This is a genomic window from Pseudomonas rossensis, from assembly GCF_039888995.1.
In the GTDB taxonomy this organism is placed as follows: domain Bacteria; phylum Pseudomonadota; class Gammaproteobacteria; order Pseudomonadales; family Pseudomonadaceae; genus Aquipseudomonas; species Aquipseudomonas rossensis.
In genome coordinates this window covers 1-22,622 of sequence record NZ_JBBWCB010000091.1, presented here as the reverse complement: position 1 = coordinate 22,622, position 22,622 = coordinate 1, and the positions used below count along the sequence as shown (strand labels likewise).

General features: G+C 60.8%; 17 protein-coding genes. 10 read left to right on the top strand and 7 right to left on the bottom strand.

What is annotated here, in order from left to right:
• Window positions 1-226: 226 nt before the first annotated feature.
• On the bottom strand, window positions 227-5,134 hold the full coding sequence (locus tag WLY71_RS21395) for an NAD-glutamate dehydrogenase (protein ID WP_347805119.1): 4,908 nt from the start codon (window positions 5,132-5,134) through the stop codon (window positions 227-229).
• A 503-nt stretch (window positions 5,135-5,637) separates the two neighbouring features.
• Between WLY71_RS21395 and WLY71_RS21390 the strand changes: the two genes are divergently transcribed.
• From WLY71_RS21390 to WLY71_RS21360, 7 genes are all read left to right on the top strand, one after another.
• On the top strand, window positions 5,638-5,994 hold the full coding sequence (locus WLY71_RS21390) for a hypothetical protein (RefSeq protein WP_347805118.1): 357 nt from the start codon (window positions 5,638-5,640) through the stop codon (window positions 5,992-5,994).
• 242 nt (window positions 5,995-6,236) lie between these two features.
• Window positions 6,237-7,196 (top strand): AAA family ATPase, encoded by a 960-nt coding sequence (locus WLY71_RS21385; RefSeq protein ID WP_064677924.1) that lies wholly within the window; start codon window positions 6,237-6,239, stop codon window positions 7,194-7,196.
• Between the two features lie 5 nt (window positions 7,197-7,201).
• Window positions 7,202-8,146 carry a DUF58 domain-containing protein gene (locus WLY71_RS21380; RefSeq protein WP_046053621.1) on the top strand — a complete coding sequence of 315 codons (945 nt, stop codon included), beginning with the start codon at window positions 7,202-7,204 and terminating at the stop codon, window positions 8,144-8,146.
• Window positions 8,143-8,637 carry a DUF4381 domain-containing protein gene (locus WLY71_RS21375; RefSeq protein WP_347805117.1) on the top strand — a complete coding sequence of 165 codons (495 nt, stop codon included), beginning with the start codon at window positions 8,143-8,145 and terminating at the stop codon, window positions 8,635-8,637. The genes WLY71_RS21380 and WLY71_RS21375 overlap by 4 nt, the downstream gene beginning before the upstream one ends.
• Window positions 8,630-9,706, top strand: coding sequence for a vWA domain-containing protein (locus WLY71_RS21370; RefSeq protein WP_347805116.1), 1,077 nt, complete (start codon window positions 8,630-8,632; stop codon window positions 9,704-9,706). Before WLY71_RS21375 ends, WLY71_RS21370 begins: the two co-directional genes overlap by 8 nt.
• Entirely contained in the window at window positions 9,703-11,442 is a 1,740-nt protein-coding gene (locus WLY71_RS21365; RefSeq protein WP_347805115.1) for a tetratricopeptide repeat protein, read from the top strand. The genes WLY71_RS21370 and WLY71_RS21365 overlap by 4 nt, the downstream gene beginning before the upstream one ends.
• Complete coding sequence (locus tag WLY71_RS21360; protein WP_347805114.1) at window positions 11,439-13,091, top strand: BatD family protein; 1,653 nt, start codon at window positions 11,439-11,441, stop codon at window positions 13,089-13,091. Before WLY71_RS21365 ends, WLY71_RS21360 begins: the two co-directional genes overlap by 4 nt.
• 6 nt (window positions 13,092-13,097) lie before the next feature.
• Here the strand turns inward: WLY71_RS21360 and WLY71_RS21355 are convergent, their stop codons facing one another.
• Window positions 13,098-14,681, bottom strand: coding sequence for an ABC-F family ATP-binding cassette domain-containing protein (locus WLY71_RS21355; RefSeq protein ID WP_347805113.1), 1,584 nt, complete (start codon window positions 14,679-14,681; stop codon window positions 13,098-13,100).
• A gap of 201 nt (window positions 14,682-14,882) precedes the next feature.
• Here WLY71_RS21355 and WLY71_RS21350 point away from each other — a divergent pair, with 201 nt between their 5' ends.
• The 3 genes from WLY71_RS21350 to WLY71_RS21340 are packed head-to-tail and all read left to right on the top strand — an operon-like array spanning window position 14,883 to window position 20,358.
• Window positions 14,883-16,127 (top strand): exonuclease SbcCD subunit D C-terminal domain-containing protein, encoded by a 1,245-nt coding sequence (locus WLY71_RS21350; protein ID WP_347805112.1) that lies wholly within the window; start codon window positions 14,883-14,885, stop codon window positions 16,125-16,127.
• On the top strand, window positions 16,124-19,765 hold the full coding sequence (locus tag WLY71_RS21345; protein WP_347805111.1) for an AAA family ATPase: 3,642 nt from the start codon (window positions 16,124-16,126) through the stop codon (window positions 19,763-19,765). The genes WLY71_RS21350 and WLY71_RS21345 overlap by 4 nt, the downstream gene beginning before the upstream one ends.
• Window positions 19,762-20,358, top strand: coding sequence for a glutathione S-transferase (locus WLY71_RS21340; RefSeq protein ID WP_347805110.1), 597 nt, complete (start codon window positions 19,762-19,764; stop codon window positions 20,356-20,358). The genes WLY71_RS21345 and WLY71_RS21340 overlap by 4 nt, the downstream gene beginning before the upstream one ends.
• 116 nt (window positions 20,359-20,474) lie before the next feature.
• Here the strand turns inward: WLY71_RS21340 and WLY71_RS21335 are convergent, their stop codons facing one another.
• The 5 genes from WLY71_RS21335 to WLY71_RS21315 all read right to left on the bottom strand — a co-directional run.
• On the bottom strand, window positions 20,475-20,732 hold the full coding sequence (locus tag WLY71_RS21335) for a hypothetical protein (protein ID WP_347805109.1): 258 nt from the start codon (window positions 20,730-20,732) through the stop codon (window positions 20,475-20,477).
• Window positions 20,729-20,941, bottom strand: a complete 213-nt coding sequence (locus WLY71_RS21330) for a hypothetical protein (RefSeq protein ID WP_347805108.1) — start codon at window positions 20,939-20,941, stop codon at window positions 20,729-20,731. Before WLY71_RS21330 ends, WLY71_RS21335 begins: the two co-directional genes overlap by 4 nt.
• A 115-nt stretch (window positions 20,942-21,056) precedes the next feature.
• Window positions 21,057-21,182, bottom strand: a complete 126-nt coding sequence (locus WLY71_RS21325; RefSeq protein WP_347805107.1) for a hypothetical protein — start codon at window positions 21,180-21,182, stop codon at window positions 21,057-21,059.
• A 208-nt stretch (window positions 21,183-21,390) separates the two neighbouring features.
• A complete protein-coding gene (locus tag WLY71_RS21320; protein ID WP_347805106.1) occupies window positions 21,391-21,570 on the bottom strand; it encodes a hypothetical protein in 180 nt (59 codons plus the stop codon).
• Between the two features lie 155 nt (window positions 21,571-21,725).
• The coding region (locus tag WLY71_RS21315) for a lactonase family protein (RefSeq protein WP_347805105.1) at window positions 21,726-22,622 on the bottom strand (897 nt) is incomplete at its 5' end.

Sequence of the window (22,622 nt, the reverse complement as noted above, 5' to 3'; positions counted from 1 at the left end):
GGCCAGCATTTTGCCTCGGGCTTCCTTCAGATTCGCAGTCGCCCGCGACACCCTTGCCTCTGGCTAACACTTCCCCTTGCCGGGTGTGTAGAGGACTTTCACCTCCAAGTCACCAGCGTAGCCACCACAGCCAAGCTGGTTGCGCTTGCGCGCAACGCGCCATGCCTGGCGCACCAAAAAAAAGCCCCGCCTCTTTCGAGACGGGGCTTCTTCATTCAGCGCCTGATCAGGCAGCCGGCTCCAACTCAGCGCTGGCAGTGCTAGTGGCAGTGACTGGCACTACCGCTTGACCGCTCAACGCCAGATCCAGCAACTCACGGTTGGCCACCGCATACATGGCGTAATCAGTGCCGCTGGCGGCACGGATTTCTACCAGCATGGCGCGCCAGCGTTCGATCATGCCTTCGTGCTCTTCCATCCACAGCTCCAGACGGGTTTCCACGTCCTGGGTGCCGTCGCCCTGTTGCAGGACGGAGATGGTGATCGCACGTTGTTGCCAGTCGACGTCATCGCGGAACGCTTCACGGGCCAGGGCCTGCCAGTTGTTCTCAACCGGCAGAGCGCTGATCTGTTGCAGGTACCAGGTGATGTCCAGCGCGCTGCCCACGGCGAAGTAAGCCTTCGCCACGTCGGCTGCGTTCTGACCGGTCACGTCGGACGCTTCGATGATCGGCAGCAAGGTGTACAGGTGAGTGGTGCCTGCAACCATGCGCGCCAGCAACTCAGGAACGCCAGCTGCGACGTACGCCTGATAACGGGTCTGCCAGCCTTCGCGGGTCGGGCCTTCCAGCAGTTCGTCGAGCTTGAGGCCCAACGCTGCCAGGTGTGGACCGAAGTGCGCGACGTCACGGGCAGCATTCTGCTCGTTACGACGGCTGCGCAGGAACCAGCGCGTAGCGCGACGGCCCAGACGCATCAGCTCGTCCATCAGCTCCAGTTGCACGTCAGCGGAAACCTGGTAGTCCAGGGCTTCTATCTGCCGGAACCAGTGCGGAAGGTGGAAGATATCCCGAACTATTACATATGCCCCCGCAACATTCGCCGGGCTCATGCCGGTCGACTCTTTGAGTCGTTGAACGAAGGTGATGCCCATGTGGTTGACCAGATCGTTGGCGATCTGGGTGCTGACGATCTCACGCTTCAGACGGTGACGGCGCATGGCGTCGGAGAACTTGCTCACCAGGGTCGGCGGGAAAGCGGTTTCCATGTCGCGCGTCAGGTAGTCGTCGTCCGGCACCTGAGAATTGAGCAGCGCTTCCTTGAGGTCGATCTTGCTGTAAGAGATCAGCACGGACAGCTCTGCACGGGTCAGGCCATGGCCCGCCGCGACGCGCTCGTTGATCGACTCTTCAGCCGGCAGGAACTCGATGGCGCGATCCAGCTTGCCGCGGCCTTCGAGATCGTTCATCAGACGCTTGTATTCGGCAATCCGCGGCAAGGCACGACGGGCCGCCAGGGACAGGGCCTGAGTCTGCTTGTAGTTATTGCCGAGCACCAGGTTGCCGACTTCGTCAGTCATGCTCGCCAGCAACTGATTCCGTTGCTTGTCGGTCATGTCACCGGCGTGAACCACTTCGTTCAGCAGGATCTTGATGTTTACTTCATGGTCGGAGCAGTCAACACCACCGGCGTTGTCGATGAAGTCGGTGTTGGAACCGCCGCCATTGAGGCCGAATTCGACACGACCCAGCTGGGTCATACCGAGGTTACCGCCCTCGCCCACGACTTTGCAGCGCAGTTCGTTGCCGTTCACGCGCAGTGCATCGTTGGCCTTGTCGCCGACATCGGCGTGGCTTTCGCTGCTGGCTTTGACGTAAGTACCGATACCGCCGTTCCACAACAGATCCACCGGTGCCTTGAGCAAGGCGTTCAGCAGTTCGGTCGGGGTCAGCTTGTCAGCCTGAATGTCGAAGCGCTCTTTCATCTGCGGGGAAATCGCGATGCTTTTCGCGCTACGGGAGAAGATCCCGCCGCCTTCGGACATGATGCTGGTGTCGTAATCCGACCAGGCCGAACGCGGCAGGTCGAACAGTCGCTGACGCTCGGCGAAGCTGTTGGCCGGCTCCGGGTTCGGGTCGATGAAGATGTGCAGGTGGTTGAACGCTGCGACCAGTTGCAGCTTGTCGGACATCAACAAGCCGTTACCGAACACGTCACCGGCCATGTCGCCGACGCCGACCACCGTGATGTTGTCTTCCTGAACATTGATGCCGCGTTCGCGGAAGTGACGTTGAACGCCAACCCACGCGCCCTTGGCGGTGATGCCCATTTTCTTGTGGTCGTAACCGGCCGAGCCGCCCGATGCGAACGCATCGCCGAGCCAGAAGCCGTAGTCGATGGCGATACCGTTGGCGATGTCGGAGAAGGTTGCAGTGCCCTTGTCCGCTGCCACCACCAGGTACGGGTCATCGTCGTCATGACGCACGACGTTGGCCGGCGGTACCAGCGCGCCGTCTTTCAGGTTGTCGGTGATGTCCAACAGGCCCGAGATGAAGATGCGGTAGCAGGCGATGCCCTCGGCCGCGATCTCGTCACGGCTGCCGCCCAGCGGCAAGCGACGCGGCAGGAAGCCGCCCTTGGCGCCCACCGGCACGATGACCGAGTTTTTCACTTGCTGGGCTTTTACCAGGCCCAGGACTTCGGTGCGGAAGTCTTCTTCACGGTCGGACCAGCGCAAACCACCGCGAGCAACGTTGCCGAAGCGCAGGTGCACGCCTTCGACGCGTGGCGAGTAAACGAAGATTTCGAACTTCGGTACTGGCTTCGGCAGCTCTGGAATCTGGTGCGGGTTGAACTTGAAGCTGAAGTAGGACTTGTTCTGACCGTGCGCGTCGGTCTGGTAGAAGTTGGTCCGCAGGGTGGCCTTGATCAGGTCCAGGTAGCGACGCAGGATACGGTCTTCGTTCAACACCTGGACGTCGTCCAGTGCGCTCAGAATCGCGTGTTCCAGGCGTTGCTGCTTGTCCTCCAGATCGTCAGTACCGAGCTTGCGGGCCAGGTAGAAACGGGTTTTGAACAACCGGGTCAACTCGCGAGCGATGTCGGTGTGGTTGTTCAGGGTGCTGGCGATGTAACCCAGGTCGAAGCCCAGGCGAATCTGCTTCATGTAACGGGCGTAGGCACGCAGCAGCGCGACATCGCGCCATGGCAGGCCGGCGGTCAGCACCAGTCGGTTGAACGCATCGTTCTCGGCATCGCCGCGCACGATGTGGACGAAAGCGTCCTGCAAGGTGTCGTTGAGTTGCTGGATGTCGAGTTCCAGGCCTTCAGCAGCGGTGAACGCGAAATCGTGAATCCAGAACTCGCGGCCGTTGTTGTGACGCAGGCGATACGGGAACTCACCCAGCACGCGCAGGCCAAGGTTTTCCAGGATCGGCAACACGTCGGACAACGCCAGCGGGGTATCGGCGTGATACAGCTTGCAGTGCAGCTCGCGCTGACCGGAGACCTGACCCAGTGGCTGATAGAAGCTCATCACCAGCGGATTGGATTCTTTCAGGCTCAGCAGGTGCTGCATGTCGACCACAGCCGAATGCGCGGCGAAACGCTCGCGGTAACCGGCCGGGAAGCCTTTCGGGAAGTCGGCCAACACGTTGGTGCCGTGGGCTTCGCCGAAGGTTTCGACGGTCAGGGCCGAGTAGTCGTCCTGCCAGCTGCGGCAAGCCTGGATCACTTCGTTTTCCAGCTGCTGCGGGTCGATGTCCAGACGGTTTTTCGGATCGACACGCAGAATCAGTTGCACGCGGGCCAGCACGGACTCGGAGAAGAAGGTCCAGAACTCGCAGTCCGAGGCTTTCAGGCGATCCATCAGCACTTGCTGGATCTTCTGGCGCACTTCGGTGGAGTAGATGTCACGCGGCACGTAGGCCAGGCAGTAGCAGAAGCGGCCGTACGGGTCTTTACGCAGGAACACGCGAATCTTGTTGCGTTCCTGGATCTGCACGATCGACATCACGGTGGCAAACAGTTCGTCGACCGGGGTCTGGAACAGGTCGTCGCGCGGCAGCACTTCAACCACCTGAGCCAGTTCCTTGCCCAAGTGAGCCTTGGCCTGGAAGCCGGAACGGCGTTCGATCTCTTCGACCTTGCGGCGGATATATGGGATGACCCGCACGCTCTCGCCATACACCGAGGAGGTGTACAGGCCCATGAAACGGCATTCCTTGATGACGTTGCCGTCGGCGTCGATTTCACGGATCGACACGTAGTCCGGGTAAGCCGGACGGTGTACACGGCTTGGGTGCGCAGCCTTGGCGAACGACAGCAGGGTCGGTTCGCGCAGGTAGTTCACGGCATAGTCTTCGATGCGCAGGTCATCGTAGGTCAGGCCGGTGCGCAGCAATTTGGTCAGGCCGAGGAAGGAGTCCTGGTCGTAGACGATGTGGCCGCCATCGGTTTCATCGCGAACCACGAATTCTTCATAGCCCAGGAAGGTGAAGTGGTTGCCCACCAGCCATTCCAGGAAGCTTTTGATTTCGGCTTTTTCTTCAGGGTCGACAGCGAACTGGCTGTTGTCCAGGCCGGTGAGGATTTCCTGGACCTTGGCTTTCATCGGCTCAAAATCGGCGACCGCGACGCGGACTTCACCGAGAACCTGTTCCAATTCCTTGCTCAGCACATTCAGTTCGGCCGAGTTGGCGCAACGGTCGATTTCCAGGTACATCAACGACTCTTGCAGCACGTCGTCGCCCTGGGTGCCTTTCGGCAGGATTTCCAGCAGCTCGCCCTTGCTGCCGCGACGCACGCTCAGCACAGTGGTTTGCAGGGTGTGGATGCTGTAGCCGCGACGGTTCAGCTCGGTGCGTACCGAGTCCACCAGAAATGGCAGGTCGTGGTGCAGCACTTCGACCGCGGTGTGGGTCGACTGCCAGCCGTGGCGTTCGTAATCGGGGTTGTAGACGCGCACTTGCGGTTGCGCGTGATCGAAGCGCTCAAGCAGGCGCCACGCAGAAAGGGTGCAGCCGGCGAGGTCGGACAACCGACGCTGGGTCAGCTCGTCCAGAGAAATGATGCCGAAAAATTGTTCCGCGAACAGCGCCACTTGTGGCAGTGCCTGTTCACTGATGTGCTGGGCCAGTGCCGCTTGCAGTTGGTGCTGGAAGTCGGCTTTGCTGGCTGCGGTGAAGAACGCCATCTGTGGTACTCCGCTTGGGCTTGTTATTGATGGAAGCGTCGCGTGCAAACCCCTTTCGGGGCAATCCGTCACCCTGTTCCTGATTCTCGGGCAGAGGAAACAGGATGACAGGTGGGTGAAGCTGGACGAGACACTCGGGTCACATTCACCTTCCATGAATGGGCATCTGCAAAAACGACTGGGCAAGGTGCAGCGCAATGTCTTTACAGGTGCTCATCCGTTGCGCAGCTTAACCAGTGCGGCAAGGCCCGTGCTTGCAGCGCTGCGACATATTCGGTCATCGGCACGCAGCTTGCGCCTTGTGCATCGAACAACACTAGCAGCCGCACGGTAAAACGGGGGGGTTAAGCCCGGTTTTGCGGCACATCCGTACCAGAAATGACCAGCAACACCCCGGATGTTCACGACACATCCTCTGACACTCAGGCGAGCAGAAATTCCCGAGGGCTGGCAGAATCGCCCTTTGTTCGTCTTCACAACGCTCGTCGAGCCAGGAATTCCCCATGCAAATGACCACCGCCCTCTTGATCGTCAACCCGTGCGACGACGAAGAAGACAACATGGCCATGCTCTGCTGCCACAGCGATCAGGGCGATATGTTCCTGATGACCCGCTACCCGGACGAGGACGCGCTGGACATCACCCTCGACGGCGAGCCTTCGACGCTGGACGGCGTGAAAGTCACCCTCAGCCCTACCCGCCTGCTGATCGAAATCGCTGCCGCTGACGCCGATGCGCTGAATGGTGATGATTCGCTGGAAATCATTCACAGCACTGATGCGGCGGATTTGGCCGAAGTGGAAGAAACGTTGCAAAACATTCTCAAGGGGACTGGCACCTATATCAGCCAACTCGCCTGATTAGGCCGCCAAAAGATCGCAGGCTTCGCCAGCTCCTACATTGACCGGGTTTGGCGCAATTGCTACGGATGACACCGATCCTGTAGGAGCTGGCGCAGCCTGCGATCCTTTGATCCTCGCGCGGCTGCGCACATTTGCACAAAATGCCGTTAGTCGCCGCCCCCCGCGATAGATTAAAGTAACGCCCCCAGCCCTGGCGTTATTCGAACGTCTTCGGTCACCCTTTCCAGGAACAGTCATCGATGGAACATCGTGAAGCGCTGCTAGCGCTGCGAACCTTTCTTTCAACGCAGATTCTCGGCCAGGAAAAACTCATCGAGCGCTTGCTCATCGCCTTGCTTGCCGACGGCCACATGCTGGTCGAGGGCGCCCCGGGCCTGGCCAAGACCAAGGCCATCAAAGAACTTGCCGAAGGCATCGAAGCACAGTTCCATCGCATCCAGTTCACCCCCGACCTGCTGCCCGCCGACATCACCGGCACGGAAATCTATCGCCCGGAAACCGGCAGCTTCGTGTTCCAGCAAGGCCCGATCTTCCACAACCTGGTGCTGGCGGACGAAATCAACCGCGCCCCGGCCAAGGTTCAATCCGCCCTGCTCGAAGCCATGGGTGAACGCCAGGTCAGCGTCGGGCGCAGCACGTACGACCTGTCGCCGCTGTTCCTGGTGATGGCCACGCAAAACCCGATCGAGCAGGAAGGCACCTATCCATTGCCTGAAGCCCAACTCGACCGGTTCCTGATGCACGTGAAAATCGGCTTCCCGGACGCCGCCGTCGAACGTCGGATCCTGCAACAGGCCCGTGGCGAAGCACTGAACGGCGAAACCAAGCCCGAGCGCCGGGTCAGCCAGCAGGCGATTTTTGCCGCGCGCAAGGAAATCCTCGGCTTGTACATGGCCGACGCCGTGGAGGAATACCTGGTGCAACTGGTCATGGCCACACGCACCCCGGCCAAGTTCGACCCGGAGATGGCCGAGTGGATCGCCTATGGCGCCAGCCCGCGCGGTTCGATTGCCCTCGACCGTTGCGCCCGGGCCCACGCCTGGCTGGCCGGTCGTGACTTCGTCAGCCCGGAAGACATTCAAGCCGTACTGTTCGATGTGCTGCGTCACCGCATCATTCTTTCCTTTGAAGCCGAAGCCGCGGGCATCGACCAGGACCGGGTGGTCCAGCGGATTCTCGACGTCGTAGCCGTCGCTTGACCCCGATGAACGCCCTCCTGCCGCCCGAGCCGGGCATCCGTGTCAGCCTCGCCGAGCTGATCGAGATGCGCCATCGCGTGCGTGAAGTGCAACTGTTTTCCACACCGAGCCAGCGCAGCCCGCTGATCGGCTTGCACCACTCCAAACTGCGCGGGCGCGGGGTGGACTTCGACCAGGTGCGGGTCTATCAGGCCGGCGATGACGTGCGAAGCATCGACTGGCGGGTTACCGCACGGACCCAGGAACCCCACACCAAGTTGTTCCATGAGGAGCGCGAACGGCCGATTTTCATCATGGTCGAGCAAAGTCGCCGGCTGTTTTTCGGCTCGGGACTGATGTTCAAATCGGTGCTCGCCGCCCAAGCCGCGAGCCTGATCGGCTGGGCTGCATTGGGTCATAACGATCGGGTCGGCGGACTGGTGTTCGGCAACAACGAGCACTATGAAATCAAGCCACGACGCAGCAAACAGAGCCTGCTGCAATTGCTAAACCGTCTGGTGCGGGTCAATCAGTCGCTGCACACGGAAAACGAGCCGGACCGGGACGCCTTCAACATTGCCCTGCGTCGCGCCCGCGAAGTACTGCGTCCCGGCAGCCTGGTGATCATAATCTGCGACGAACGCACCCTGACCGAGGGCGCCGAACAACAGCTGAGCCTGTTGTCGCGGCATTGCGATCTATTGCTGCTGCCGGTGTCCGACCCACTGGATCACGCCCTGCCCGCCGCCGGGCTTTTACGCTTCGCGGAACGGGGTGCGCAACTGGAACTCGACACCCTCAATTTCGAGCTGCGTCAGACGTATCGCGCCCAGGCCGAAGCACGCATCGCTCGCTGGGAATTGCTGGCACAGAAGCTGCGGGTATTGCTGATGCCCCTGAGTACCCAGAGTGAGATGGTTGAACAATTGCGCGAGTACCTGAACCCGCAGAAACCGGGGAAAGGCCGATGAGCAGCCTCGATCACCTGCAACCACTGATCTCCCCCCCACCGATCGAATTCTGGCCACCGGCACCGGGCTGGTGGTTGTTGCTGCTGTTACTGCCGCTCATCGGTTTCGGTCTGTGGAAGGCCAGGCACTTCTTTGCGAACAAACGCCCGATCGTGCGCGCCGAACAACCGCTGGACCCGGTGCGCCTCGCCGCGCTGGCAGAACTGGCGCGGATGCCCAAACCCTACGACGGCGCTCCGGCCGGCGCCTGGTTGCAGCAACTCAACGGTTTGCTCAAACGCCTGTGCCGCAACCACTACCCCTACAGCCAGAGCCATACCCTCAATGGGCGCAAATGGCTGGCATTCCTCGACAATCGCTGCCCGGCCGCGGGTCTGACCCGCTGGATGGTGCTGGTCGAAGGCGCCTACAAACCCGAATGCAAACTCGACGACAAGGCCATCGCCGGCCTGACTCAAGCGGTCGACACCTGGATTCGTAAACATGTTTGAGTTCGCCTGGCCGTGGATCTTTGCCCTGCTGCCACTGCCCTGGCTGATGCGCATCGTGCTGCCTGTCGCTGACAGCGGCGAACCGGCGCTCAAAGTCAGCTTCCTCGGCGACCTCGAAGGCCTGGCCCGCCGCCGCGCCCGGGCCAACCTGCCGGCCTGGCGCCAACAGGCACCGTTCATTCTGCTGTGGCTGTTGCTACTGATCGCGGCGGCACGCCCGCAATGGCTTGGCGAACCGCTACCCATCGCCGCCAGCGGTCGCGATCTGCTGGTAGCGGTCGACGTGTCTGGCTCGATGGATTACCCCGACATGCAATGGCAGGACGAAGAGGTCAGTCGACTCACACTGGTTCAGCACTTGCTCGGTGACTTCCTTGAAAGTCGCGACGGCGATCGCGTCGGCCTGATCCTGTTCGGCAGCCAGGCGTATCTGCAAGCACCGCTGACGCTCGACCGGCACACGGTGCGCGTGTGGCTAGACGAAGCGCGGATCGGCATCGCCGGCAAGAACACCGCCATCGGCGATGCCATTGGCCTGGCCCTCAAACGCCTGCGCCAACGCCCGGCACAAAGTCGCGTACTGATTCTGGTCACTGACGGCGCCAACAACGGTGGCCAAATCGACCCGCTCACGGCGGCGCGGCTGGCAGCCAGCGAAGGGGTGAAAATCTACCCGATCGGTATCGGCGCCGATCCGGAGCAAAGCGGCACTTTGGGTTTCCTTGGGGTCAACCCGAGCCTCGACCTCGATGAATCCTCCTTGATGGCGATCGCCGAAGCCACGGGCGGCCAGTATTTTCGCGCCCATGATGACAAGGAGCTGCAAGCGATCAAGGACACCCTCGACAAACTGGAACCGGTGACCCAGCAACCGACTCAGGCTCGCCCGGCACAGGCGTTGTATCACTGGCCTTTGGCGCTGGCGTTGCTGTTGAGCATGCTGCTGGTGGTTCGCGAGCGCTGGCCTGACAACCCGTTGCGGCGGCTGTTCACCAAGGATCTTCTGCAAACGCAACTGCCCGACTGGCGCCAGCGGCTTAAACGCTTGCGTCTGCGGAGGCGCCGATGAGTGCGCTCTGGCCTTACTGGTTCCGCCCCTGGTGGTTGCTGTTGTTGCCATTGCTCGGCTGGTTGCTCTGGCAACTCTGGCATCGGCAGAAACGCGCCGGGCGCTGGCAGATGATTCTGCCACCGGCCTTCCATGCGGCATTGCTCAGTGGTGGCAACGGTCGCGACAGCAAATTGCCGTGGGTCATCCTGGGATGTGCCTGGGTGCTGACCGTTCTGGCGCTGCTCGGGCCGAGCTGGGAACGTGTCGAGCAAGCCAGCCAGAAACCCGCCGACCCGCTGGTCGTGGTCCTTGAGCTGACCCCGGAAATGCTCGCCACCGACGTACCACCCAACCGGCTGGAACAGGCCCGGCGCAAGCTGTTCGACCTGCTGGAGAACCGCAGCGACGCCCAGACCGCGATCGTCGTCTACGCCGGCAGCGCTCACACGCTGGTGCCACTGTCGGATGACCTGTCGACCAGCCGCAATCTATTGGATGCCCTCAAGCCTTCGCTGATGCCCCAAGCAGGACATCGCGCCGATCTGGCGGTGACCAAGGCCCTTGCCCTGCTGGAACAGGGCGCCCTCGGTGACGGGCGGATCCTGCTGATCGGTTCGACCTTGACCGAACTGGAACGCCAAGGGATTCAGCAGGCGCTGGACGGCAAGTCGACACAATTTCTGATGCTCGGTATCGGCACTGCCGAAGGCGCGCCGATCACCCAGGAGGACGGCAGCTTTCTGAAGGACGACCAGGGCGCGATTCTGGTGCCTCATCTGGACGAACCAAGCCTGAAAGCCTTTGCCAACGACCTGAACGGAAGCTATCGCCACGCGCGCCTGGACGATGCCGACCTGCGCGCCCTCGGCTTGCTCGACGGTCCACGCGCGTTGCGCAACGACGGCCAGACCCTGCGCCTCGACACATGGGCCGATCAGGGTTACTGGCTGTTGTTGCCGTTGTTGCTGCTGGCGGCGTGCGCCGGCCGTCGCGGCTGGTTGTTCTGCTTGCCACTGCTCTTGCTGCTGCCACAACCGAGTTACGCCTTCGACTTCAACGATTTGTGGTTGCGACCCGACCAACAGGGTCTGATCTTGCTGAAGCAGAAGCGCCCGGCCGAGGCTGCGCAGCATTTCGAAGATCGACAATGGCAAGGTGTCGCGCTCTACGAGGCAGGCGACTACAGCAGCGCCGCCCAGCGGTTCGCCGAAGGCAGCGACGCCCACGCCCACTACAATCGTGGCAACGCCCTGGCCAAAAGCGGTGAGCTGGAAGCCGCGCTGGATGCCTACGAACAGGCGCTGGAGCGTCAACCGGATTTGCGCCCGGCCCTGACCAACAAGGCGCTGGTGGAAAGTCTGCTGAAGCAGAAAAACACTCCACCACCCGTTGCGCCTGACAAAAACGCTGGTAACGAGACCGAGCCCTCCACGCAAGAACCGCCGCCGGGCGCGGCCACGCAACCGTCGGATAAGGGCGAACCGAAAACCGAAGGCCAACAAACCACGACGGACTCCGACCAACAGAACAAAGCGCCGTCGAAACCCGGCACCAATGAAGTCCCGGGCAGCGAGCTGGGGGATGAAGACAGCACCCGACCACCGATGCGCCCGGCCAGCGACAGCATCGACGGTGAACAGCGCCAGGCGCTGGAGCAATGGCTGCGCAAGATCCCGGATGACCCGGGTGAATTGCTCAGACGCAAATTCTGGTACGAACAGCAACAACATCAGGATCAGGGAAAAACTCGATGACCCGCTTCACCACTTTCTTGCTCGCACTGCTGCCCGCCCTGTTGCTCTGCACTGTTCAGGCACAGGCAGCCGGGCTGGTCGCCAGTGTGGATCGCAGTCGCCTGAACAGCGGTGAGACGATTGAACTGACCCTGGAATCCAACGACGTGACGCAGTTCGGCAAGCCTGATCTGACACCGCTGGAGCCGCTGTTCGACGTGCGCGGCACCCGCCAGGTCAACCAACTGACCACCCTGAACGGCGACAACCGTGCGACCACGCGCTGGATCATCACCCTGCTGCCTCGGCAGAACGGCAGCGTGGTGATTCCGTCACTGCAACTGGGTGACGTGCAGAGTCAGCCGATCACCGTGCAAGTGGTCGAGACCGAAACCCAGGACAGCCCGACCAAACGGGACCCGGTGTTCATCGACGCCAGCCTCGATCAAAACAGCGTTTACGTACAAGCCCAGGCGATCCTGACCTTGCGCATCTACCATTCGGTGTCGCTGTACGACGACAGTAGCCTGCCCCCCTTGCAGATCCCCGATGTGCGCATCGAGCAACTGGGCGAGGCGCGCACCTACGAGAAAGACATCAATGGCCTGCGTCACGGCGTGATCGAGATGCGCTACGCGATCTACCCGCAACACAGCGGTGAGTTGATCATTCCGCCGCAGATATTCAATGCTGCACTCGTGGACGCGCAGCCCGCCCAGGACGCCGCCGCGCAGGCACCGAAATCCGGCAAACTGATGCGGGTCAGCTCCGCAGAGATTCTGCTGACGGTCAAGGCCAAACCCGCCACCTACCCGGCCGACGTGCCATGGCTGCCGGCCCGTAGCCTCAGCCTGAGCGAAAGCTGGAACCCGGAACCGGATCATGCGCAGGTGGGTGATTCGTTGACCCGCAGCCTGACGGTAAAGGCTGAAGGCCTGGACAGTTCGCAATTGCCGCCGCTACCCGCCACCGACGTCAACGGCTTGCGGCGCTACCCGGATCAACCGGTGCTGGGCAACCAGAACAGCGAGCGAGGTCTGATCGGCAGTCGCGAAGACCGTGAAGCCCTGGTGCCAACGCGTACCGGCGCAATCGAGTTGCCTGCGGTTGAAGTGATCTGGTGGAACACCTTCGAGGACCACCTCGATCACAGCAGCCTGCCGGCCCGAACCCTGCCAGTGGCGAACAATCCGAGCCTGATGGTCGACACCCCGGCCGGCACGCCTCAAGTCTTTTCCGCGGCCGACAACGAAGCCCTCTGGCGGTGGAAACTCAGCACCCTGATCCTGGCCTGCACCACCCTGCTGGGCTTCGGTCTCTGGTGGCGCGCCCGCTGGCAACCGGCGATCCTGCGCGCGGCGCAGACTGGCCCGAGCCCGCGCACCGTGCTCGACGATCTCAAGCGCGCCTGTCAGGCCAACGACTCCCACGCCACCCGCCAGGCCCTCGACGCCTGGGCCCGGCAACAACCGGAAACCCTGGCCGATATGGCGGCGCGCTTTGTGCCGTTGTCCGACGCCCTCGACGGCTTGAACGGCGCGCTCTACAGCGAAACCGGCCAGCATTGGCAAGGTGAAGACTTGTGGCGGGCGATCAAGGCGATCCCGATTGCCGAGCGGGTTCAGGACCCGGTAGGTGACAGTGGCCTGCCGCCGCTTTATCCGAAATAACGGTCCCTAGCTGTCGAGATGGAACTCGGCGTCCAGATGAATGGCCTGTAAAAAAGCGCTGTCGTGTGAGACGACGATCAATGCCCCTTGGTACTGATTGAGCATCTGCTCCAGCGCAATTCTACTGGGCAAGTCCAAATGGTTGTCTGGTTCATCCAGCAACAGCAATTGCGGCGGCCGCTGTGCATATAGCTGCGCAGCCAGTGCTATTTTCAGGCGTTCGCCGCCGCTCAACTGACAGGTCTTGAGCGTCGCACGTCCCGCATCAATGCCCATCTGCGCCAACCGGGTTCGCGCCTCGGCTTCGGGCAACTCTGGATTACTCTCGTAGAGCCATTGCACCGCCGTGCGTTCGGGGTGCTGTAATCCGGCGTGTTGATCCAGCCAGCCGACATGGCAACTGCCGATGAGTTCGCCTTCGCGCACCGGCAGTTGGCCGGCGATCACTCGCAACAGGGTCGACTTGCCGCTGCCGTTCGCGCCCAGGATTGCCATGCGCATAGGCCCCGTCAGCGTCAGATTGACCGGCGCCGCGTAACCGAACGGGAGCACGACGTCGTTGAGCTGCACAATCAGCTTGCCATTGGGCACTACGCTTTCCGGAGACAACATCATGCGTTGAATGTCCGGCGCACACCGCGCACGGGCCTCGGCGATCCGTTGTTGCTGCTGCTCCCGGGCCACCTGTTGATTGAGGCGCAATTTTCCCTGGCTGTTTTCACTGCGCTCTTTCTGGGCGTTGGTGATCAGCTTGGTCTGATTGCCGTCACGGGCCTGACGGTCGCCGCGCGCATTACGCCGTTGCTGACGCTCCATCTGCACGGCCATCTCACGTTGCTCGCGCTTGGCCTGCGCCCGCTCCCCTTGCAATGCCGACTGGAACGACTGCTGTTCTTGCTCGCGTGCCGCTGCATACTGACTGTAGTTGCCGCCATAAGCCGCCAGCCCCAAGGGTGAAAGCTCGACAATTTCGTTCACGTGCTCCAGAAGGCCCCTGTCGTGGCTGATCAACACCAGACCGTTGGGCCAGCGATCGATCTGCTGCGCAAGTTTGTGTTGCTGATCAATATCCAGGTGGTTGCTGGGTTCATCCAGAATGAGCCAATCGGCTCTGGATAACCACGCACCTAGCAGCGCCACCCGCTGCCGTTCGCCACCACTGAGTGCGTCGGTGCGCGCGTCGGCACTCAAGTGACCCAGGCCGATCTGCTGCAGTTCCGCCTCAAGGCGTGCGGCGCAATCCCATTGGTCGACCGCCAGCGAATGGTCGTCATCGTCGACGCTGCCTTGGGCAATGCGATCCAGCGCCGCCAGAATATGGTCGACCCCGGCCAGCGCGGCAACGCTGGGATAGCGCTCGGGTTCCAGTAACTGCGCCACGGCGTAAACCCACCCTTCGCGACGGACGATGCCGCTTGTGGGCAGTTGCTCCCCCGTCAGGAGCCGGCCAAGCAAGGACTTGCCACAGCCATTGGCGCCGACGATTCCCGTGGCCCTGGTACTGAAGGTGTGGTTCAAGTGATCGAACAGCACGCGCCCGTCGGGCAGGTTGAACGACACTTGATCAAGTTGAAGTAACCGTTGGGTCATGACGCCTCCTTAAACATTAAAACTCCCTGATGTTGCGCAACAGCATTCGACTGCCCTCTACCATACTGAAGGTGTACCACCCAATCGACGGGCAATCTTTCAAGGCTTTCAGCATCCCCGGTCTTTTGTCAGTAAACTCCCTCCCCTTTCGCCGCCATCATTTTCCTCGCGGCCATCACCTTATTTCCTACGGAGTTCACCTTGCGTCTGTTTCACACCTCCGACTGGCACCTCGGGCAGAACCTGCACGGCCAGGAACGCGATTTCGAACACGCCTGCTTTCTCGAATGGCTGCTGCGCCAGCTAAAGCTGGACCAGCCTGATGTGCTGCTGATCGCCGGCGATATCTTCGACACGGTCAACCCGCCGGTCAAAGCCCAGGAACGCCTCTACGACTTCATCGTCAGCGCCCATGAACAACAGCCGAAGCTGACCATCGTGATGATCGCCGGCAACCATGATTCCGGCTCGCGCATTGAACTGCCCGCACCGTTGATGCGGCGTTTGCGCACGCATGCACTGGGTCGGGTGCTGTGGCTGGATGACGGTCAACTCGACGCCGAGCGTTTGTTGCTGCCATTGCCGGATGCCAAAGGCAAAACCGTCGCCTGGTGCCTGGCGCTGCCGTTCTTGCGACCGGCAGAAGTGACCGGCGCGCACTTGGGCGACAACTACCTGCGCGGTATCGGTCAGGTTCACGAATGGCTGATCGAAGCAGCCAATGCCAAGCGCAAACCAGGTCAGGCGCTGATCGCTATCAGCCACGCGCACATGGCCGGCGGTTCGGTGTCGGAAGACTCCGAGCGCAGCCTGATCATCGGTAACGCCGAAGCGCTGCCCGCCAGCCTGTTCGGCCCGAGCATCAGTTACGTCGCCCTCGGTCACTTGCACAAGCCGCAGAAGGTCAATGGTGAAGAGCGTATCCGCTACAGCGGCTCACCAATTCCGTTGTCGTTCTCCGAGATCGGCTATCAGCACCAGATTCTCGACATCACACTCGAGGGCGAAACCCTGGTCAGCGTCGAACCCAAACTGATCCCCCGGGCTGTGAATCTGCAACGCATCGGTCCCGCGCCCTTGGCGGAAATCCTGCTGCAACTGGCCGACTTGCCGAATATTGACCTGCTGGCCGATATCCAGCGCCAGCCGTGGCTGGAAGTTCGGGTGCGCCTCGATGAGCCGCAACCCGACTTGCGATATCAAGTGGAAACCGCCCTGCAAGGCAAAGCCGTGCGCCTGGTGCGGATCGCCGCTGAATACGCCGGCAACGGCGGCCGCGATGGCGTCGATGACGGCACGACCTTGATCGAACTCGACCAGCTCACACCCCAGGAGCTGTTCAGCCGCGCCTGGCAGGACAACTACGGCAGCGAGGTCGACGAGCAAACCCTCAAGGACTTCGCCGAGCTGTTGCAAGACGTGCAGATGGAGAGCGAACAACCATGAAGATCCTCGCGATCCGCCTGAAAAACCTCGCCTCACTGGCCGGGCCCTTTGAAATCGACTTTACCGCCGAACCGTTGGCCAGTGCCGGCCTGTTCGCAATCACCGGGCCGACCGGCGCCGGCAAAAGCACCTTGCTCGACGCCTTATGCCTGGCGCTGTTCGGTGCTGTGCCTCGGCTGAGCAATGCCCAGGTGTCTGCCAAAGCGCCGGACGCCGACGGCGAGATCAGCACGGGGGATCCCCGCACGTTGCTGCGTCGCGGCACGGGTGAAGGTTATGCCGAAGTCGATTTCGTTGGCATCGATGGCCGTCGTTACCGCGCTCGCTGGGAGGCTAATCGCGCCCGGGAAAAGGCCGGCGGCAAGCTGCAAGCCAGCCGTCAGAGTTTGCGCGATATCGATCTGGATCAACTGCTGGCCAGTCAGAAAGTTGAATTCAAAATCCATCTCGAATCCGTACTGGGCCTGAACTTTGAGCAATTCACCCGCGCGGTGTTGCTGGCCCAGAGTGAATTCAGTGCTTTTCTCAAGGCTAACGACAACGAACGTAGCGAACTGCTGGAAAAACTCACCGACACCGCGCTCTATACGCGCCTCGGCCGCCGGGCTTTCGACAAAACCAAAGAAGCTCGCGAAACCCACAAGCTGCTGCAGGACCAGGCCACCGGCGTGACACCGTTGTCGCCAGAAGCTCGGGCTGAACTCGATGAGCGCTTCAGCGAGGCTCAGCAACAACTCAAGACCCAACAAGCGCAGCTCAAGCAATTGGAGCTGCAACACACCTGGCTCAAGGACCTGCGTCAATTGCAGGCCGAGCAGCAGAGCGCCACCGAGCAGTTGCAATCGGCCCGGCAGCACTGGGAAGGTCTGGCCGGCGAACGTTTGAAGCTGACTCGCCTGGAGCAACTGGCCCCGCAACGGCACCAGTTCGCCCGCAAGACCGAACTCACCGCCCAGCTCACACCATTGGCTGCGCAGATTCAGCAGCACACCCAACAGCAAACCGAACTGAATGAGCGTCAGGCGCAACTCGAAAACAGCCTGAGCGCTGCGCAGACCGCACTGGTCGAAGCCCAAGGCCAACACACCTCCAGCGCTCCGCTGCTGCGTCAGGCCTTCGAAGAGCAAAGCACCCTCGCTCGCCTGGTCAAGGACGCCGGCCTCGGTGCCGACCTCAAGCAGCAGGCGGAACTGGCCTGCACTCAGGGCCAAAACACGATTCAAGGCTTGCTCGACCAACAGAAACAGGTCGCCGAACGTTTGCAGCGGATTGCCGGGGAGCTTGAGCAAAGCACCCCTCTGGCGCCCTTGTGCGATGCCTGGAACGCCTACCGTGATCGCCTGCAACAGCTGATGCTGATCGGCAATCGCCTGAACAAGGGCCAGGCTGAACTGGCCGCCCTTGAACAGAGCGCCGCTCGCGCTGCCGAGGACCTGTCCACTCAGCGCCAGAGCCTTGAAGTGCTGTACAAAGAGGCCGGCGCCGAACCGGAGGCGGTGGCCGAGCAGATTCAGATTCTCGGTAGTCTGTTGCAGGATAACCGCAAGCAGCAGCGGGCCTTTGAAGAGCTGACGCGCCTGTGGGCCAGTCAGCAGGAACTGGACAAGCGCGCGTCCGGACTCCAGCAGCGCCAGCTGACCGCTCAGCAAGAACGAGAACGTCTGACCCAGGACGGTGTAAAAACCAAGAACGAATTGGTCGTTGCCGAACAGACCCTGAGCGTCACCCGCGAGCTGCTGGAACGCCAGCGCCTGGCCCGCAGCGCCAGCGTCGAAGAACTGCGCGAGCAGTTGCAGGACGATCAGCCGTGCCCGGTCTGTGGCAGCCCCGACCATCCTTATCATCAGCCCGAAGCTCTGCTGCAGAGCCTTGGCCGGCATGATGAAAGCGAACAGGCCAACGCCCAAAAAGCCGTCGACCTGCTGAAAGAAAAGCTCACAGACCTGCGCGCTGAAGTGGGCGGCGTGATTGCGCAGCAAAGGGAGTTGCTGCAACAACAAGAACACCTCGCGACCCAGCAACAGAGCCTGGCACCGAGCCTTGAAGCACATCCGTTATCTGCGCAGTTGCTCACGCAAGATGCGCTCAAACGCGATGCCTGGCTGGTGCAGCAAAGCAGTCAGCTAAACCAGAGCATCACTCAGGACGAACAACGGCAGACCGCCCTGCTCTCTCTGCAACAGGACGCCGCGCGCCTTCAACAGCAACTGCGTAGCGCTGAAGCGGCGAGCCAGCAAGCATCCCAGCACTTGGCCAACCAACAACGTGAGTTGAGCAGTGATCACCAGCGTCTGGACGAGGAGTTGACGGCGTTCAGCACCCTGCTCCCGGCCGATACGCTGCAAGCGCTGCGCAACGAACCGGCCGCGACCTTCATGCAACTGGACCGGCAGATCACCCAACGGCTGGAACAACTCGATCAGCAACACGATGAACTCAGCGAACAGCAACAACGGCAGCAGACGCTGGAGAAAGAACAGGACCGCCAACTCACTCGCCTCCAGCAGTTGGAAACGGCCCGACAGCAGTTCACCGCCCTCGCCGACCAGCAACAGGCCTGCCAGCAAAAACTCACGCAATTGCTCGGCGAACACGCCAGCGCCGAGCAGTGGCAGCAGCAATTGGATCAAGCCGTCGAACAGGCGCGCAATGCTGAAGCGACGGCCAATCAGGAACTGCAAACCGTGCGTACGCGGCTGGTGCAGCTGGGCGCCGAACTCAAGGCCCAGCAGGAGCGCTCGCAGGCACTGGAAACCGAAGATCGCGAGCTGAGCGGCAAGATTGCCGACTGGCGCGCATTGCATCCGGAACTGGATGACGGTGGTCTGGAAGATCTGCTGAGTGTCGACGACCAACAGGTCAGCGAACTGCGTCAGCAATTGCAGCAAAGCGAAAAAGCCATCGAACAAACCAAGGTCCTGTTGCAGGAACGCGATCAGCGTCTGCTCAATCATCAAGCACAGCACAACGGTAATCTCGACACCGAACAACTGGCGACAGCGCTTGCCGAATTGCAAAACCTGTTCAGCGCCAGCGAACACCGTTGCGCCGAACTGCGCGCCGAACAGGCCGAGGATCAGCGCCGGCAAAACGCCAATCAGGCCCTCGCGCAGCAGATTGCCGATGCCTACACCGAATACCAGCGCTGGGCACGTTTGAATGCACTGATCGGTTCGGCCACGGGCGACACCTTCCGCAAGATCGCCCAGGCCTACAACCTCGACCTGTTGGTGCATCACGCCAACGTTCAGTTGCGGCAACTGGTGCGGCGCTATCGCCTCAAACGTGGCGGCAGCATGCTCGGGTTGTTGGTGATGGACACCGAGATGGGTGATGAGCTGCGTTCGGTGCATTCGTTGTCCGGCGGCGAAACGTTCCTGGTGTCACTGGCTCTGGCCTTGGGCTTGGCATCAATGGCATCGAGCACGCTGAAAATCGAATCGTTGTTCATCGACGAAGGCTTCGGTAGCCTCGATCCGGAATCCCTGCAACTGGCCATGGATGCTCTCGACGGCTTGCAAGCGCAGGGACGAAAAGTCGCGGTGATTTCACACGTGCAGGAAATGCATGAACGGATTCCGGTGCAGATTCAGGTCCGCCGTCAGGGCAACGGCCTGAGTACGCTGGAGGTGAAATGAATACGCTGTATTCCTTCCGCCGCTGCCCCTACGCGATGCGGGCGCGCATGGCCCTGCGCTACTCCGGCGTTGCGGTGAATATTGTCGAGGTCAGTCTGAAGGCCAAACCTGCCGACATGCTCGCGCTGTCGAGCAAAGGCACGGTGCCGGTGCTGAGCGTTGACGGTCAGGTGATCGATGAAAGCCTGGCGATCATGCACTGGGCGTTGGCGCAGAACGATCCGCAGGATTGGTTGCTCAAGGATGATCCTGTCGGGCAGCACCACATCGCCGAGCTGATCGAAGAAAACGATCAGGAGTTCAAGGTGCACCTGAATCGCTACAAGTACGCCGAGCGATACCCCGAGCAGCCAATGGCGTTTTATCGCGCCGAGGGCGAGGTGTTTTTGCGCAGGCTCGATGAGTTGCTGGAGGGACGAGACTACTTGCTGGCCGAGCAACCGAGCCTGGCGGATGTGGCACTGATGCCGTTTGTGCGGCAGTTCGCCCATGTGGATCGCGAGTGGTTTGGGCAGACGCCCCATCACCGTTTGCAGGGCTGGTTGCAGCGGTTTCTGGAGTCGGAGCTTTTTACATCGGTAATGAAAAAGTAACTGGATGTTCGCGATCCGTGTAGGAGCTGCCGAAGGCTGCGATCTTTTGATCTTCGGCGGCAGCGACAATGCGAACATCAAAAGATCGCAGCCTTCGGCAGCTCCTACGGGTGGACTCAGGCGAGAACTTCACACATCCGCAACGCCGAGCAATCCACCTGGAACGGCCCGAAAAAATCGTCCTGGCGTTCGATTGGCGGATTGCCGGCCAGCAGCCCCAGGGCCTTAGCGGTTTCAATGTTACGAGCAAGGTTGTGATTGGCTTCGATAGTCCGTGCCACCGACCCCGCCGAGCCCTGTCCGATCCCCAGCAAGGAAGATCCATTGGTCATGAACGCCAGGAAGGCGATGACCCAAAGTCTGTGCCCTTTCATTCCCCGGCGACTCCCGCGAGTTGAGCCTGATCGACCATCGCGCTTTGCGAACGGTGTTCAAACTGGATGCCGGGATGAGCGACTTGAATCGGCGCATCGAGGGTCTGTTGCGATTGAGGCGAGAGGCTGAAAACCAGCACCATGGCTACGTAAAGAGCGATAGCCAGGTAGGCGCCGTATTTGGCAGAAGTGATGATTGCGCTGGCCATGATGTTCTCCGCAGGCATGTTTCGATGCCCACAGAATCGAACAAAAAAGCGGTGATAACCACTCGGGGTTATCCATAGTGACCATCAGCTTCGTTGATCATTAAGCCAGTCTATTTCAGTCTTCGATAAAACGCATCAAGCGCTCGCGGGCCGCCTCCGGCTCGTCTGGAACGGGCTGGGCAGCCGAAAGAATGGGGGTGGAATAGAGAAACAAAAGAACCACGGCCAGACGCATTGCCATGCTGTCGATCCTTATCATGAGAAGGAGTCAAAAAATCAGCGTCAAATTTAAACTTATGGCCATGTGATATCAAGCAATACATTGATAGCAATATGATGCTGTCGTAAACGCGTTATGCAGGAGCGACATCACTCAGGTCTCTCAAAGCTTTTCAGCTCGATCGGCGCAAGTGACTTCGCTCCTGCATAAAAGGTGCAGGGTTCAAATTTCAGGCTTGGGTCTTGTGATCCAGAGCCGCGTAAAAGTTGGCGCTCTGTTGCAGGTATTTCTGGGTGTAGCTTTGGGCGTGGGATTTTTTGTCGCTGATTTCAACGCTGGCGCTGGCTGGCAACGCAACGGTGGCAGAGATAGCGGAAGCGGCGATTATGGAAAAGAGATTGAAGTTCATGGCGATGTTCCTCAGATTCAGTTGGCTTGCTCGCCCGGTGGGGCCGTGAAGCAAACTTAACCTTCGAGGTTGGCGCCTTGAAATCTTTTGTAGCATTAGCAGATATCAGCGTCATTAATAGAAGGATGCAGGCCCCATCAACAGGGGCCTGCGGCCTATTGACGCACCAGGAACTTGAGGTCGCTCGGGGCATCCATCGGCAGTTTTTGCACGGTTTTACCCAGCAGGCCTGTCTTTGAATCGCGCTCGACAACGACAATCTGGTTGCTTTTCTGATTGGCGATCAACAAGAACTTGCCGCTCGGATCGAGGCTGAACTCACGCGGGTGATCACCTTCAACGGAACGGCGCTGCAGCTCCTTGAGGTGCCCGGTCGCAGGATCGATGGCGAACACCAGCAGCTGATTGGCGGTGCCACGGTTGCTGACGTAGAGGAACTTGCCATCCGCCGACGCGTGAAGCGCAGCGGCTGCCTTGTCCGATGTGGGCTGCCCCGTCGCCAGCTCGACCATCTGCGTTTGCTCGAGTTTGCCGTCCTTGTAATCGAACACCGCAACCTGTGCGCTCATTTCCATGGTCAGCCACGCATGCTTGCCATCGGCGCTGAACAGCAGATGACGCGGCCCGCTGCCGGGTGGCAACTGGACGGACGCCGGTGTAGCAGCGGTCAAGGGCAGTTCCGGGTTGGCCTTTGGGTCGAAGCGGTAGGCAAAGATCCTGTCAGCGCCCAAGTCATTGGAGAACACATACTGGCCGTCCGGCGAGGAAACCGTCGAATGCACGTGCGCCGACATCTGCCGCTCGGGATTGACCCGGCTTGATGGATGGCTGCTCATCTGCACCACGGGTTTGAGCTTGCCATCGGCGCCCACCGGCAATACTGCCAGCGTGCCGCCCGGATCTTCAGCCACCGAATAGTTGCTGACAAACAGGTGACTGGCTTCAAAGCCGAGGCTCGAATGAGTCGGCTCGTTGCCCAGACTCTGCACCTGATTGATCAGGCTCAGCTCATGGGTTTTGGGATCGATCGCATAACTGCTGACGCGTCCTAC